19 protein-coding genes and 1 tRNA gene are annotated in these 14,680 nt (G+C 39.9%); 12 read left to right on the top strand and 8 right to left on the bottom strand.

The features are described 5' to 3' along the window. Positions 1-25 precede the first annotated feature (25 nt). The 7 genes from IW510_RS01975 to IW510_RS02005 all read left to right on the top strand — a co-directional run bounded on the left by IW510_RS01975 (position 26) and on the right by IW510_RS02005 (position 4,579). The gene (locus IW510_RS01975; RefSeq protein WP_202056237.1) at positions 26-343 is read left to right on the top strand and encodes a PTS sugar transporter subunit IIB; all 318 of its coding nucleotides are present in this window, start codon (positions 26-28) and stop codon (positions 341-343) included. A 48-nt stretch (positions 344-391) separates the two neighbouring features. Then, on the top strand, positions 392-709 hold the full coding sequence (locus tag IW510_RS01980; RefSeq protein ID WP_202056238.1) for a PTS lactose/cellobiose transporter subunit IIA: 318 nt from the start codon (positions 392-394) through the stop codon (positions 707-709). Between the two features lie 132 nt (positions 710-841). Then, the gene (locus tag IW510_RS01985) at positions 842-2,242 is read left to right on the top strand and encodes a PTS sugar transporter subunit IIC (RefSeq protein WP_202056239.1); all 1,401 of its coding nucleotides are present in this window, start codon (positions 842-844) and stop codon (positions 2,240-2,242) included. A gap of 223 nt (positions 2,243-2,465) precedes the next feature. After that, the gene (locus IW510_RS01990; protein ID WP_202056241.1) at positions 2,466-2,684 is read left to right on the top strand and encodes a hypothetical protein; all 219 of its coding nucleotides are present in this window, start codon (positions 2,466-2,468) and stop codon (positions 2,682-2,684) included. A gap of 27 nt (positions 2,685-2,711) precedes the next feature. Continuing rightward, positions 2,712-2,915: a DUF3188 domain-containing protein gene (locus IW510_RS01995; protein ID WP_394701585.1), complete on the top strand. Its 204-nt coding sequence runs from the start codon at positions 2,712-2,714 to the stop codon at positions 2,913-2,915. After that, positions 2,902-3,315 carry a DUF3284 domain-containing protein gene (locus IW510_RS02000; RefSeq protein ID WP_202056247.1) on the top strand — a complete coding sequence of 138 codons (414 nt, stop codon included), beginning with the start codon at positions 2,902-2,904 and terminating at the stop codon, positions 3,313-3,315. Before IW510_RS01995 ends, IW510_RS02000 begins: the two co-directional genes overlap by 14 nt. Before the next feature lie 82 nt (positions 3,316-3,397). Continuing rightward, positions 3,398-4,579, top strand: coding sequence for a GNAT family N-acetyltransferase (locus IW510_RS02005; RefSeq protein WP_442896385.1), 1,182 nt, complete (start codon positions 3,398-3,400; stop codon positions 4,577-4,579). Between the two features lie 48 nt (positions 4,580-4,627). On the opposite strand, the gene IW510_RS21430 is transcribed toward IW510_RS02005, so the two are convergent. Beyond that, on the bottom strand, positions 4,628-4,759 hold the full coding sequence (locus tag IW510_RS21430) for a hypothetical protein (RefSeq protein ID WP_269091991.1): 132 nt from the start codon (positions 4,757-4,759) through the stop codon (positions 4,628-4,630). Positions 4,760-5,009: 250 nt separating this feature from the next. Here IW510_RS21430 and IW510_RS02010 point away from each other — a divergent pair. After that, positions 5,010-5,081 (top strand) — tRNA-Arg (locus IW510_RS02010). 156 nt (positions 5,082-5,237) lie between these two features. Here the strand turns inward: IW510_RS02010 and IW510_RS02015 are convergent. Further along, positions 5,238-5,807, bottom strand: a complete 570-nt coding sequence (locus tag IW510_RS02015) for an NAD-dependent epimerase/dehydratase family protein (protein ID WP_202056249.1) — start codon at positions 5,805-5,807, stop codon at positions 5,238-5,240. A gap of 274 nt (positions 5,808-6,081) precedes the next feature. On the opposite strand from IW510_RS02015, the gene IW510_RS02020 reads away from it, so the two are divergent. Beyond that, the gene (locus IW510_RS02020) at positions 6,082-6,447 is read left to right on the top strand and encodes a winged helix-turn-helix transcriptional regulator (protein ID WP_202056252.1); all 366 of its coding nucleotides are present in this window, start codon (positions 6,082-6,084) and stop codon (positions 6,445-6,447) included. A gap of 188 nt (positions 6,448-6,635) precedes the next feature. On the opposite strand, the gene IW510_RS02025 is transcribed toward IW510_RS02020, so the two are convergent. Continuing rightward, positions 6,636-8,117: an aspartyl protease family protein gene (locus IW510_RS02025; protein ID WP_202056254.1), complete on the bottom strand. Its 1,482-nt coding sequence runs from the start codon at positions 8,115-8,117 to the stop codon at positions 6,636-6,638. Between the two features lie 130 nt (positions 8,118-8,247). Here IW510_RS02025 and IW510_RS02030 point away from each other — a divergent pair, with 130 nt between their 5' ends. From IW510_RS02030 to IW510_RS02040, 3 genes are all read left to right on the top strand, one after another. Next, complete coding sequence (locus tag IW510_RS02030) at positions 8,248-9,009, top strand: response regulator transcription factor (RefSeq protein WP_202056257.1); 762 nt, start codon at positions 8,248-8,250, stop codon at positions 9,007-9,009. Between the two features lie 113 nt (positions 9,010-9,122). Next, positions 9,123-10,079: a sensor histidine kinase gene (locus IW510_RS02035; protein WP_202056259.1), complete on the top strand. Its 957-nt coding sequence runs from the start codon at positions 9,123-9,125 to the stop codon at positions 10,077-10,079. Between the two features lie 166 nt (positions 10,080-10,245). Then, positions 10,246-10,725, top strand: coding sequence for a hypothetical protein (locus IW510_RS02040; protein ID WP_202056262.1), 480 nt, complete (start codon positions 10,246-10,248; stop codon positions 10,723-10,725). Between the two features lie 50 nt (positions 10,726-10,775). Here the strand turns inward: IW510_RS02040 and IW510_RS02045 are convergent, their stop codons facing one another. The 5 genes from IW510_RS02045 to IW510_RS02065 form a co-directional block, all read right to left on the bottom strand. Further along, positions 10,776-11,072: a GyrI-like domain-containing protein gene (locus IW510_RS02045; RefSeq protein WP_202056602.1), complete on the bottom strand. Its 297-nt coding sequence runs from the start codon at positions 11,070-11,072 to the stop codon at positions 10,776-10,778. Continuing rightward, positions 11,066-11,626, bottom strand: coding sequence for an AraC family transcriptional regulator (locus tag IW510_RS02050; protein WP_202056264.1), 561 nt, complete (start codon positions 11,624-11,626; stop codon positions 11,066-11,068). Before IW510_RS02050 ends, IW510_RS02045 begins: the two co-directional genes overlap by 7 nt. Before the next feature lie 11 nt (positions 11,627-11,637). After that, complete coding sequence (locus IW510_RS02055) at positions 11,638-12,135, bottom strand: GyrI-like domain-containing protein (RefSeq protein WP_202056265.1); 498 nt, start codon at positions 12,133-12,135, stop codon at positions 11,638-11,640. A gap of 185 nt (positions 12,136-12,320) precedes the next feature. Next, complete coding sequence (locus IW510_RS02060) at positions 12,321-13,079, bottom strand: alpha/beta fold hydrolase (protein WP_202056266.1); 759 nt, start codon at positions 13,077-13,079, stop codon at positions 12,321-12,323. Between the two features lie 263 nt (positions 13,080-13,342). Next, positions 13,343-14,581, bottom strand: a complete 1,239-nt coding sequence (locus tag IW510_RS02065) for an aminopeptidase (protein ID WP_202056269.1) — start codon at positions 14,579-14,581, stop codon at positions 13,343-13,345. Positions 14,582-14,680: the final 99 nt, after the last annotated feature.

The raw sequence follows: 14,680 nt of genomic DNA on the forward strand, positions 1-14,680 counted from the left end.
TTAAAAATTTTAAGGAGTGAACAACATGTCAAAAAAAACGATAATGCTGGTTTGTTCAGCAGGAATGAGCACAAGCTTACTAGTAACAAAAATGCAAAAAGCCGCTGAAGCGCGTGGAATGGATGCAGACATCTTTGCAGTATCAGCTTCAGATGCAGATAACAACTTGGAAGCGAAAGATGTAAATGTATTGCTTTTAGGCCCACAAGTACGTTTCATGAAAGCTCAATTCGAACAAAAACTTGAACCAAAAGGAATTCCTTTAGACGTAATCAACATGGCTGACTACGGCATGATGAACGGTGAAAAAGTTCTGGATCAAGCAATCGCTTTGATGAAATAATTAACAAATAAAGACCAAAAAATATCAATAATCGAAGGAGAAATGAAAATGGAAGAACAAAACTTAGAAGCTATCATGGGTCTGATTATGTATGGCGGAAACGCGAAAAGTGACGCAATGGAAGCAATTGCTGCAGCAAAAGAAGGAAACTTCGAAGAAGCTGACCAAAAAATTGCAGATGCGGAAGCTTCTCTTGTTGAAGCACATCATTCTCAAACAGGTCTATTGACTCAAGAAGCACAAGGAAACAACATGACAGTGACATTATTGACAGTTCACAGTCAAGATCACCTAATGACTTCAATTGCTTTCACAGATTTAGCAAAAGAAATCATTGACGTTTACCGTCGTATGGACAGTAAATAATCGCTACATTCTTTTTTGAACGGAAGAGTGATAGAAAACAGATGAAAACTTTTTGAACGGAGTTTTATCTAATGGCTTGATTTAAAGGGGAAAATCTCTTTAGATAAATAATTGTTTATAGGAGGAAATAAAATGAACGGATTAGTAAGCTGGATGGAGAAATACATCCTGCCGGTTGCTGCTAAGATTGGGTCAGAGAAACATTTGGTTGCCTTACGTGATGCTTTTATCACAATGATGCCTGCAACTATGGCCGGTGCAGTCGCAACTCTTTTAAATGCCTTTATGCGTGATTTTCCAAATACGTATATCGGAGCAGATAATGCAATCACAAAATTCTTCACACCTGTGATTTCAATCAACGGTTTGGTATGGACGGGGACACTAGCTATTATGGCGGTGGTATTCTCAGTTTCATTTGGTTACAACTTAGCTAAAGCCTATGGAGTTGATACATTATCAGGAGCAATCGTTTCTCTTGTTGCTTTCATTATGGGGATTCCACAAACTGCAACAGCTACTTTGGCTTTGACTGGTGAATTATCAAAAGATGCTGCTGACATGATTACTGAAGCAGGTGGTACAATTACTACTGCTGATGGTGTTTCAAGTATTGCAGCAGGTGCGTGGGGCTACTTCCCATTCAGTAAATACATGGGTGGTACTGGATTATTTACAGCAATGATTTTCGGCTTTATTTCAGTTATTATTTTCGCTAAATTGATGCAAAAAAATGTTATTATCAAAATGCCGGATTCAGTTCCACCAGCAGTATCAAAAGCATTTGCCGCTATTATTCCAGGGGTTGCTGCTTTGTATGTTTCAGGTTTGATTTATTACTTGTTCGAACGTTTCGTTGGTATGCCTTTGATTGACTGGATTTCTGAATCTATCCAGGCTCCGTTACTTGGTCTATCTCAAGGTTACGGTGCAGTATTCATTATTGTGTTACTTGTACACGTTCTTTGGTTCTTTGGTTTGCATGGTACAAACATCATGGGACCAGTATTACAATCTATCTATGGTGTAGCAATGGTAGAAAATTCAAATGCTTACCAAACTGGCGAAGCAATTCCTTACAAATGGGTTGCAGGTTCATTTGAAGCATTTGTATGGCCTGGTGGAGCAGGGGTAACATTAGTACTCTTGATCACTATCCTGATTTTCTCTAAACGTGCAGATTACAAAACAATCGGTACTTTAGGTATCGGACCTGGTTTGTTCAACATCAACGAGCCAGTAATGTTCGGTTTACCAGTAGTATTGAACCCATTATTGGGTATTCCATTCATTCTTGCACCAATCGCAACAGCAACAATTGCTTACTTTGCGACAATGGCTGGTTTGGTTAATCCAGTAGTAGTAAACGTTATCTGGGTAATGCCAACAGCATTGAGCGGATTCTTAGCTACTGCAGGTGACTGGAGAGCAATCGTATTGACATTAGTCAATCTAGCTGTTGCTTTCGCTATCTGGGCACCATTCGTTATTGCAGCGAATAAAATGGATCCAGCTTTAGGTGAAAAAGAATAATCACTTAAAACATTGAGCATGGGACAATCGTCTTGGTAGATGGTTGTCCCACTCTTAAAATTTTAGTATCATGACTTTAAAAGAAATTGAAAAACTGACTTTCTTTTGAGATATCGTATCCAGAAGTTTGTTTTCTGCTTGAAGAGTCGTAATGTATAGAAAGAGCTTCGGCTACTTCTATCTTGATTTAATCTTACATAAATTTTGAAAGGGGAACATACAAATGATCGGAATTAGTTCAGCAATGCAACAGGACGCAATCAAAGAGTTATTGAACAACTATGATGGAGGAGACTTCACATATACTTTTAAAGAAAAACAAGGAATCAAATTGGTTTTTGACGTAACTGGGGATGCAGCAGCAGCAGCAACAAAAGCAAAAGAAATGATTAAAGCACAACCTTGGGGGAATGTTCTTTACTTCCAAGCAGCAGTTGTGTAAGCTATTAATTAGATAGGACTGGTAATCATGTTAAAAAATGGACTGTTCTTGATGAGTATAGGGTTGTTGATTTTTGTATACAGTGCAAATGCAAGGACCGGAAGTTATGATTTTCTAAGCATTATCACTGCAGCATCATTTTTTGGGGCTGGATTATTTTTCTTCTTAAAAGGAAGAAAACGAGAGAAACAGGAACAACATACTGAGGTGAAAAAGAATGGAAATCGTTAAAAAATTGAATGTACCAGCCACCTATTTTTATGACAAAGTAATTGAATCTATTTTATTTGATGTCAATCGAAGTACTGGTAAGAAGTTGAAGCCTATGCAGCTAAATAATTTTGAATATGTGAAGGAATTTTCTAAAAACAGCCGAGCAAAAATCAAAATTGAAAAATTGGTGGAAAATGAAGCCTATGCTTATAAAACATCTACAGTGAAAAATGAGTATTATGCTGAGTATAAGATAAAGCCTGTAGATGATAAGTCGTGCGAGATTCACTATACAGAAAAAATGGAATCTTTTGGTACAATGCAGAAAATGAATGATGCAGCTGTTGGATTACTGATGGGCTTTCTTAAGAAAAGACAGTTCAAAAAAATGCTTCAGCAAATAGAAAATTCTTACTAAATGAAATAGTTGGGGAATGGAACAGTGCGCGTAGCTCAGTGTTCCTTCCTTTTTTGTTCTTTTGGAAAGGGGCCGATTAACGGTGGAAAACTTACGGAAAATGACAGCAGAAGACACACAACAAATGTTTGAGCTTGCAGCATATGCGTTCAATTCAGAAACAACAGAGGATCGAAAAAAGCGATTTGATTGGGTCACGGAGCATTCTGAATGCTATGGTTCGTTTGACGGCAACCAGCTTACCAGTCAATTGCTGGCGACGCCATTTATAACAAACTTCCATGGTGTAGAGTATAAAATGGCAGGGATTGGTTGTGTATCTTCTTATCCGGAATATAGAGGGCAAGGCGGAATTACTGCTTTGATGAAAAAAATGCTTGCAGATTTGGCAGAGGAAAAGACAGCATTATCTTATCTGGCACCATTTTCTTACCCCTTTTATCGCCGTTATGGCTACGAGCAGATTTTTGAACAAATTGAATATACGATTGAGCCACGAAATTGGCCGAATATTCGTGCGGTAGCTGGAAGTGTTCAGCGTGTCGATTGGTCTCAGGCGAAGGCGACGATTCAATCGATTTATAGCCAAGTCGCAGAGGTACAACGTGGTGGACTCAAGCGCGAAGAGTGGTGGCAGGAATACAAGTTCGCTTTAGGGAAAGAGCATCGCTTTGCGATCTATAAAAATGAAGAGGGACAGGCAGAAGGATACCTTGTCTATCAAACCAATGTTGAACGATTTACGATTGTTGAATGGCAGTCGTTGAGTAAAAATGGTTATTCTGCGCTGGCAAGATTTGTTGGTTCCCATAATGGTGCGACGCATCAGTTTTACTTCAAAAAAGGCTTTGCAGGTGAAGACCTAAGCTGGTTGATTCCATCACCGTTATTGGATATGCAGCTTAAGCCATATATGATGGGACGGATTGTGGATGTTCAAACATTCCTTTCTGCTTACCCATTCCACCTGCCTGACGGGGAAAAGGTCTTTTATTTAGAAGTGGCTGATGAATTTGGTCCTTGGAATGAAGGCGTCTGGGAGCTTAAGATGTTAGATGGAAAAGTAGCGCTGAGCAAAACAGAAACGCCGGATGAGGAAGCAGTCTTAAAAGCTTCGATTCAAACCTGGACACAGCTATTTATGGGGTATCGTTCCGGAGAGACCCTTCATTTTCATCAACAAATTTTCGGTAAGGAAGAACAGCTTCAAGAATTGGCAGAATTATTGCCGACAGGGAAACCAATTTTAGAAGATTATTTCTGATAAGAAAACCGCTTGACCCATTGTGTTGTAATGGGTCAAGCGGTTCTTTTATTTCTCAGTTTTCTTTTCGTCATTTTTTTCTTTTTCTTCTTTTAATGCTTGCTTGAATATCTCTTCTTTTTCCTGCTTGTAGTTGTCTTGACGTTCAGCAAAAATCTTTTCTTTTGATTTATCAGTCATGATGTATCACTCCTTTGATTGCTCTTTCCCCAATCATAGCACTGGGAATGAGGCTTTGCGATTTTTTTGCTTGAGGAGCAGAGAGAAAGACGGATTTTCACCTATCTCTAATTGACAGAAGTTGTTTCGCCAAGTAAAATATAACTTGCAGGATTTTTCTTGCTTTTGCTGAAATAACTGTTAATAGTAGTAAGTAAAACAGCCATTTTCTTGGCACTATATCGTTATTTCGAAAACTGAATAACAAAATGCCCCCGTAGTTAAATGGATATAACGGACCCCTCCTAAGGGTCAATTATCAGTTCGATTCTGGTCGGGGGTGTTGCCAAATGTATGCCGAAAATCTTCGCTTGAGAAGGTTTTCGGCATTTTCCTGCTTTAATGGTTAGATTCTTTGAAATGATTGAATCAGCTATGGTTATGCAGTTCATTAATCATTTGTCAGTATTTTACATTCTTATTCCATTCTGTTCAATTTCTAGCTAGTCAGCTGATCGACTAATTCTTTCGCAAGGTCTTCAACCCGTACAGGGCGCAGACTCTTCATAAATAGTCCAAAGAATTTTAGAATAGGAGCCATTTTTGCCATACTGTCATTGCGATCTTTACCGTATACAAGCGTGGGTTCAACATAAGCAATTTTTTTGCCACTGTCCTTTAGCATTGAAAGTGTGTCTGATTTGATAGCAGTGAATGATTTTGGTCCCAAGGTTCCGCCGATAAATCCGATGGTTTCAATATTTAGGTCTACTGAAAGCTTAAGCATGACTTCTGCCGGGAGCTTATTGATTCGTATCAGTTCATCGGGATCTTTCTCCGGACGACCGACAAAATCGACGATACAGTCTACGTCCTTAGGTAATACTCGCTTAACAGAATCAAAATTAGTGACATCTGCCCGTACATTTTTTATGCGTGGGTGCACCAATTCATTTTTGCCTGAGCGTGATACGACATAGAATACAGCTTCACTGTCTCTACTAATCCATTCCTCTGTAACGGCTCTTCCAATGTATCCATTTCCTCCTAATAAAACGATGTTTTTCATGTTATCCTCCTTGTAGACTTATGGTCTTAATAATAATTTTTTGTGATGCGTTTTTCATCGACTGCTTTAGTCTTTGTTAGAGTAATTTTCTATCAATACTAGCGGTAACCGTTCACTATACTGTTGTTTGTAAATACAGTTATGACAATCGATCTTCTTTTGTATGACCTGTCTTTACTTCCTTCAGTATAAATATTATACTTAGTATGAAAATCGATAACAAGTACGCAGATTAAATGTACCAAGTATCATAGAGTGTACTAAGGAGGCTATTATGGATAGTGTAGAAGAAAAATTTATCCAATCATTGATTGATTTACCCGCGAATGAAAACTGCCCCATAAGAAAATCATTAGAGTTATTCAGTGGGAAATGGCGGACATGGGTTTTATTCGAACTCTGTAAAAAACCAGCTTATCGCTTTGGAGAACTAAGAAAAGCAATCCCTAAAATCACTAATACAATGTTAACGACAACCTTGAGAGATTTGGAGCACATGGGAATAATTGAAAGAAAGCAATTTAACGAAATACCTCCACATGTAGAATATTCCCTAACTGAAAGTGGCTACGCATTAGCACCGGTATTTATTGAAATAGCGAAGTGGGCTGATAAGTATTTGCCTGAAGAAACGGACTAAGCTGTACAATATACTTAGAATGATAGTGCTGTATTATCAGTGGATTATACAGGAGCCGAAGCATTGATAAGCTTCAGCTATTAAAGTTGAAATAGAAGTTTACAGAAGTCATAGATAATACCTCGACGGGCTGAAATCATTCCAGCTCTTCGAGGTATTTTTTGGTTGATCGAATAATTTGCACTAATTTATTTTGAGAAAGTCATAGTCATTGCATCAAAATCAATGGTCCATTTATATTGCTTCAAATAGTTGTGGCTAATCAAGGCATCTGTGACAAAGCCAGTCTCATCAAACATATCTAGTGTATCACCGGTAAAGTAGTAGCCGCGTCCGTTTTCCTGTTGCAAATCTCCAAGTCCATAGGAATCAACATCATAGGAAGCCTCTTGGAAATCATTGCCGCCCATACCGCCGCCAACTGCATCTCCCAGTTCAGGCATCGGAATACCGGTAAGATTCATTGTTTCTTCGGGTAAAATCATTCCTGCACCATCGCCCGCTGCAAGCCCTGAATCAACAAACATGTTCAAATCGCTGTAACCGTTGATAGCGCCCTTTGCAAACATAAAGTGTGTGTTGGCGAGAGTAAAGGGAATGGTTTCGGCAATGTTCTCTGATTTTTGCTCTTTTTCCAATTGACTCTTACCAGCTTCATCTCTTGGACGTAACACAAGCTCACCGGTGGTATAATCCATTGTTGGAATGAATTGCTGCAGTACATTTGTACCGATGATGGCATGGATATTTTCCACCTCAGGGATGACATCAGCAAATCCATCAAATGGACCAAGCATGACAGGAACATTTGTGATATCTATACCGCCCATTTTTAAGGACTCAGCTTTACCTAAACCGATGTCAGCAGTATTTCCACCGGCAAATGTTCCTGTATCCTGTGACAAAGTCTCAATACCTAAGTCGGCTGCTTTGTCTTGATCAATGACCAAGCTGCTGCCTCCTGTATCGATGACAGCATTCATTTTTACACCATTGACTTCGATTGGAATGACCGGTAATGGGTCAGTGATAGTAAAGGGAATAGAGGTCTGCTCTTTTCCATTCCAATCCATATCATACGGTGTGCTGGTACCAAAAGCCTGCATCATATCAAGAAGTGATTTATTCGGATCATCGTCTTCCAAAGAAAGTTCTTGGGATTTACTATATTGGTTTGTCTGGTAATAGACCATCAGCAAACCGCTTTGTGCTTTTTGCCCAAAGGTATCTGGAGCGGTATCAAGAAGCTCGTTGTACTGTTTTTCTGCTTGTTCGTATTCACCATTCAAATAGCTAAGCTGTGCGGCCAGATAAAGGACTCTAGGATCAGGAGAGCTTTCCTTCATAAGGGTTTCAACCAGCGCTTCTGCTTCTGAAAACTCACCCAAAGCAAATAATGCTTCTGCGTAGTTTATCGCTGCAGCCTCATTATCCGGCGCTTCTTTGTATTTCTTTTCTAATGTATGTACTTGCTTTGAATAGTAGTTTCGAGTATGTTCGATAGTCTCTGTATCGAAAGCAGTACTGCTTGTTGTTTCTTCCGTTTTGTTTTCCTTCGCTGAAATCTGTTGTGAAGAAGCATTTTGTGAATCGCAAGCAGTTAGAGTACTGGTCAAAAAGCCTGCACATAAAAGGGAGCACATTACTTTGGCTGTTAATTGTTTGTTCATGTTATTCCTCCGTTTCTTTAAGTTAGCCTTAGTATAGAGAATCAAATCAAAATATAAGTAAAGTGAAAGTTAAATGTAAAAAACACTTTGCTTTCGTTTTATTGGTATGATAGTATGAGTAAAAATTTGGATGGAGGATAAAACAATTAAAGAGAATCAATTAGCGACCTCTGAAAAAATTCTGCTTGTTGATGATGAACAAGGATTGTTAACGCTGGTAAAAATTACCTTGAATAAGGAAGGCTATCGGGATATTACCACTGTTGAGACAGGAGCAGAGGCACTTCAGGCGATAGAAAGAACCCACTATGACCTTATTCTTTTAGATGTGATGCTGCCGGATTATTCGGGGTTTGATCTATGTACAGAAATTCGACGATATACCACTGCGCCGATTATCTTTTTGACTGCACGAACGAGCGATTATGACAAGCTGTCCGGATTTGCGATCGGCGGCGATGACTATATAACAAAGCCTTTTAACACGATGGAGCTGGTTGCACGAGTCAAAGCTGTTTTTCGTCGTCGTTTGTTGGATATTGCTTCTGTAAAAGAATCGATTGGCGCAAAAGAGGTGTATCAGTATGGTTCGATTGCATTGGATATGTCCGGCGCAGTTCTTAGAGTCGGTGAGACTGAGGTAACTTGTACAGCGAAGGAGCTTGAGCTGATGGCTTTTTTCTGTGCGCATCCCAATAAGGTGTTTACGACAGCGCATCTGTATGAAGCTGTCTGGGGAATATCAGAATTCGGCGATGAAAAAACAGTGACGATTCACATTTCTAAGCTAAGAAAGAAATTGAATGATGAAAAGAAGCCTTATCAAATCATTACAAACCTGCGAGGAATTGGCTATAAGTTTGTCCCGCCAACAGGAGCTGTTGAAGAATGAAGAGTCTGCATGTACGGTTCGTCTTATACTGCACAGTCGGTTTGCTGCTTTTCTTAGTATATTTTATTTTTTTATTTACCTTTCTCAATAATTTGGTTTATCCTGAGGGATTTATGTTGCTGTCTTATGAAAACATTTCAGGAATGACGTTCTTCATTTTCCTTGTTTGTTTTGCATCCGGCGGGCTTCTCTTCAGTCTTCTTATTGTTCAACCACTTTCACGAATCATTCGTGTTATTAGTGAACAGTCAAAGGGAAAATACGAGACAGCTGCCGCCGCTTTTATGAAAAATGGGAAGGTAAAATGGTATTACTTTCTTTATCAAGAGGTCATGTTAAATTTAGTAAGCTTAGGGAGCCATCTTCAAAAAGCGGACTTAGAACAGAAAGAAATGGAGCAGGCTAAAAATGAATGGCTTGCAGGCGTCTCCCATGACTTGAAAACACCTCTTTCTTATATAAACGGCTACTCATCCCTATTGTTAAATCAAACGCTTTACTTCTCAGAGCAGGAAAAAGCAACCTATCTGAATGAAATATACCAGAAAGGAAGCTATATAGAGTCGTTGATTAATGATTTGAATCTTTCCTTCTTTTTCGATGGCGCTGAAAAAATGCAGCTGAGGTATTCTCAGATAGAACTGGTGGCTTTTCTGCAGCGCACCTTAGTGGATGCAGCGAATGATCCAAGAGCAGAAAAATTTTTATTTGAATATAACACCCCGTTGGAAAGAAGAGACGTTGTACTTGATGAACGCTTGATGTATCGAGCGCTTTATAATTTACTGATGAATGCTGTCGAGCACAATCCTGAAGGAACAACGATAGCTATCAATTTTGAGGAGATAGCGGATGGCTTAGTCATTCAAGTTTCCGATAACGGTATTGGGATGGATACAGCTACCTACAGCCGTATCTTCGACAAATATTTCAGTAGTACGAAGCAGAAGCAAGGGAAGGGCCTGGGATTATTTGTAGTGAAGCAGATTGTTGAAGCATTGGGAGGAACACTATCCGTTGTCAGTGAGGTAGGAAAAGGAACGACTTTCTGTATTGAGCTTAAAAGCTGATTCACACCGTTGTAAAAAAATTTGCTCTGTTCGAAGAATGCGACCTTGAAGGAGCGGTTAATTTAGTTACTCTAAAAAGATTGCTTTTTCTATCTTATTCTTATCATGGTATAATTGCAGTAATGTTAAAAAATGGACATTGATTTACAGAAAGGGAGGATTTGTGGTGGACACCCAAGTTAATCCGATATTGGCGCAGCAGCTAAAAGATTTGCTGACTGTTGCGTATGATGAATATTATAGTAAGAATGCTGATTATTTGAAGCTTAGTGAAAAAATCAGCTCTGAGATGGGCAGTTTTTACATGAAAGAATTTGCTAATCTGACGTTCAGAGATACCAGGGTTTTTCCATTTGAGCTTGGTAACGGGTCATTTATCGGCTATCTTTTATGGTCGAAAGAGTTGGAAGTCTATGGGACAGATTCCAGTCGTTTTTTCATATTGCTGACGGGCTTTGGCTTTATTTCCGGAATTGAGATTTTTGATAAAGGGGAAGTGAAATCAACCCAATGGCAGGATCTTATAGGAGCAAAGACAGTGAATGAGTTGTTGAACAGTTTGAAAGAAATCAACGAGAAGGCTGATTTTACAGCCGAGAGTCCGTTGATTCAAAAATATGTTGAACTATTAGAAGAGAGACAATAATAAGAAAACCGCCTTTTTATGATAAGGCGGTTTTTATTATTTTTACTTAACTAACTACCGGTAACCGGAATCCATGTTTCCAATGAATTGTCTTGACCATAGACTTCTAAATCCGGTCCAAAGGCGAACTGATAGCCGCTTGAGGGCAGCCAATCCATAACGATTTGGTGCTGGAATTTCTGCATTTCTTCAGGGCTTGCCATCCTATGAGGAAAAGCAGCCCAAGTCGCTGCCGGAATAATCAGCTCTTCATAATCATCTGGTGTTGGAGCGGTTGTTGCCACGGCAATATAATAATCAAACTCACTTTTGTTGAGATTTGGATTATAGTCACTGACCCCTAACAGCCTAACGGTTCAGTATTCATAAGCGCGAGGATATCAGGGATTTCACCACTTTGCTGAACCTGCTGCCAGAAAGCGGGTAATTCTCTATAGCTTGCGCCATTTTCCATTGTTGTAGGCAGCTTCTTCCCGGCAATCTTAAAGGCTTCCGTGTGGACAATACGATAATCCAGGCTGTTGGCTCCTTTAATGGATAGTTCGAAGGAGAGAGGAGGGTACGCTTTAATCAAGACACTGTTTTTTTTCAACTCTTTAGGTGTAACACCGTGAAACGCTTTAAATGCTCGATTAAAAGAGGTTGGTGAGCTATAGCCGTAATTGTAAGCAAGGTCGGTAATTTTGCTGTTTTGACTAATCAGCTCTTGTGCGGCCTTTGATAAACGACGGCAGCGTATATATTCAGAAAGAGACACACCGGCAACCATCAAAAATAAGCGCTGGAGATGATAGGTAGAATAGCCCATCCTTTTCCCCAATTCATCATATGAGATTTCCTCTTCAAGATTATTTTCAATAAAAAGAACAAGTTCATTTAAACTGTCAAACCAATTTTTCATGTATTCTCTCCTTAGATTTTTTCTTTTACCGGAACCCAGATTTCCACATCGTCGCCTTGACCGTAGACTTCCAAGTCAGGTGCTGCAGAGATCATTCGACCAGACGCGTAACCTGTATTAAGTAATGTATAGTTCGAGTTCGGCGCCCATTTTTTGACGATGGCCATTTGTGTTTTTCCTGAGGTCTTTCTTGTGCAGGGGAAGACAGCCCAAGTCATTGCCGGAACCGTGTAGGTATCCATCTCTTGCGGTGCTTTCTGAGTTGTTGCAGCAGCAATATAATAATCAAATTTTTTCGGGTCCGTGCTATCTACATTATACACACTGGCACCAATCAAACCAAAGGGCTTTTTATCAATCAGCGGAACCAGCTGTTCATTTTTACCTTCTTTGATAATTTTTTTCCAGAAGGCCGGGCAATCCCTCATTCCTTTCATCCACGCATTGGTTGAGTGGATAGCGTAGCCTGCGAGGGTAAATGCTTCTAATTTTTCAATTCTATAATTCATAATTACTCGCTCCTTTTCTGTTTGTCTTTGTTGTATACAGTGTAACAAAGGAGAAAAGAGAAAACTTTACATTTTCTGTGAAGCGATGTAATGTTTTGTATAAAAAACGGCAGGCAAGACATTGAATCTGTCTTGCCTGCCTCTAGTGCGTAAGCTTGTTTTATTTTGCTAATCGTCTGCCTTGTTCAGCTTTTCTTATCAAGAAATTCCTTAACCAGTTTAGCTGTTTCTTCGGCATTTGTTGCCATTGATGGATGTCCACCTTTAGGGAATAGATGATAGCTGCCATCAGCTATAAGGGAGCACATTTCTTTGTATTCTGCTTCCAAATTATCTCTGAGTAACGCATCCTCCAGACTGCCTATCAGTAATGTCGGAACCTGTAATTGTTCAATCGGATGGTGGAAGGGTGGGATATTCTCATTTTGATAGCTGAATAAACAGGCTGTGTCTAAGTCCACAATTTGTTCCCAGTCATCTCCCTGACACCATTCGTAGAATTGTCGACTCATGGGGTCTTGTCTGGCGAAGGTTCGATCTTCCATTAGATTTTTAAAGAAGTTTTTGTTTAATGTTCGCCCGTCAAAGCTGTCTGCAATTACCTTTTCAATTACATCAGGCCGTTCCAGTGCAGCATTGATTGCTGTCCACGCACCGCCGCTGGTGCCCAGTAAATTCACTTTCTCATAGCCTAGGTGGTCAATCAAGGCAAGTACTTGAAGTGATTGGGTGTACCACAAATCTTTTGGAAACTGAGCGATTCGCTCAGAGCGTCCATTGCCGAGAAAATCAAGGAGGATGACATGAAAGTGTTCTGTGTAGAGGGGCAGCAGTAAATCGAACATTTTAGCCGATGCTGTGTTTCCGTGTAGGAGAATCAGCGGCGGACCGTTTCCGATTTCCTCGAAATAAATTTGTTTTGATTGATACGTAAAGTACGTCATGGTTTTGCCTCCTAATTTTTATTAGTTATCAGGTATTAGTAAGGCACAAATGGTTATTGCCTCACTGTTAGGCGTTTATCCAAATTCCCATGATGAATCCCTCCTCCTGTAGCGTCATCCTTATTATAACGTGAGTCTGGATAGAAGGGTACAATACATGCGTATCTTTTTAAAAGCAGAAGTTTCTCTATCTTGATTTCAATAAAGAAAAAACACCGAAAAGTCTCAGAAGAGAAGCTTTCCGGCGTTTCTAAATTTTTGAATTATGCCCAGTCGCCGTTGCGGAAGACTGGTACTGTCGTGCCGTCTTTTTTGATACCATCAATATTCATTTGAGCAGAGCCTACCATGAAGTCTACGTGTGTTTGACTGCGGTTTAGTCCGGCAGCAACCAGCTCTTCTTCACTCATGGAGGTTCCATTCTGAATATTGAACGCGTAGGCAGAGCCAAGCGCCAAATGATTTGATGCATTTTCATCAAATAATGTGTTGTAGAATACTAAGCCTGATTGTGAAATAGGAGAGGGGTCAGGAACTAAGGCAACCTCGCCTAAGCGTTTTGCTCCATCATCTGTGGCTAGTAACCGTTCAAGAACTTCCTGCCCTTTTTCAGCAGAGAAGTCTATTACCTGACCGTCTTTAAACGTAAATTTCATACCGGAAATGGTTGTTCCTGCATAGCTTAATGGTCTTGTGCTGGAGATGTAACCATCAACACGACGAGAATCAGGTGCAGTAAATACTTCCTCAGTCGGCATGTTTGCCATGAAAAGATCCCCATGGGCGTTGTGACTCCCCGGACCTTCCCAGATATGATTTTCCGGTAATCCTATTGTTAGGTCTGTTCCCGGAGCAGTGTAGTGTAATGCTGTAAACTGTTCCTTATTCAGCTCACCAGCTTTGGATGTTAGAAGCTTGTCATGTTTTTCCCAAGCTGCAACAGGGTCTTCCTCGTAAACTCTGGTTGTTTTGAATATTTGATCCCATAGCGCATCCACTTGCTCTTCTTTTGAAGCCAGGTCAGGAAAGACCATAGCAGCCCAGTCAGCGCCGGAAGCAGCTGCAACAACCCAGCTGATTTTATTTGCCTGAGTCATTTTTCTCAGCTCTAGCATAGATTTTCCTGAAACAGCTTGATATAGCGCTACTCGTTCAGGATTGACACCGGCAAGAGCATTAGGGTTGGAAGAAACGATATTGATTCTGCTCACTTCTCGTTCAATCCAATCATTGATTTGGTCTACTTTATATGAGGGGATAGCTTCCAGATATTTTTGCTCCGCGTGAGTAAGGAATTGTTTTTGAAGGGCATCATCAGTCCATTGAACAATTACTTCACCAGCACCTAACTTATAAGCTTCCTCGGTGATTGCCCGAGCTAACGGCGCCTGATCGACAGCGATTTGAAGAACGATTGTCTGTCCCTTTTGAACATTCACACCGGTTTCTGTAATCAGACGAGCATATTTTTGTAATAAATTATCAAAGTTTGGTAAAGTCATAAAGCATCCTCCTTGTTGAATATAGGTTGAAAAATTTTCGTATTCAAGAAGTAGAAACAGTCGTTAATACTTTCTCATTGAAAGAGGAAGTTTGCCACT

It is taken from the genome of Enterococcus sp. BWR-S5 (genome assembly GCF_016745255.1).
Taxonomy (GTDB): Bacteria; Bacillota; Bacilli; order Lactobacillales; family Enterococcaceae; genus Enterococcus_L.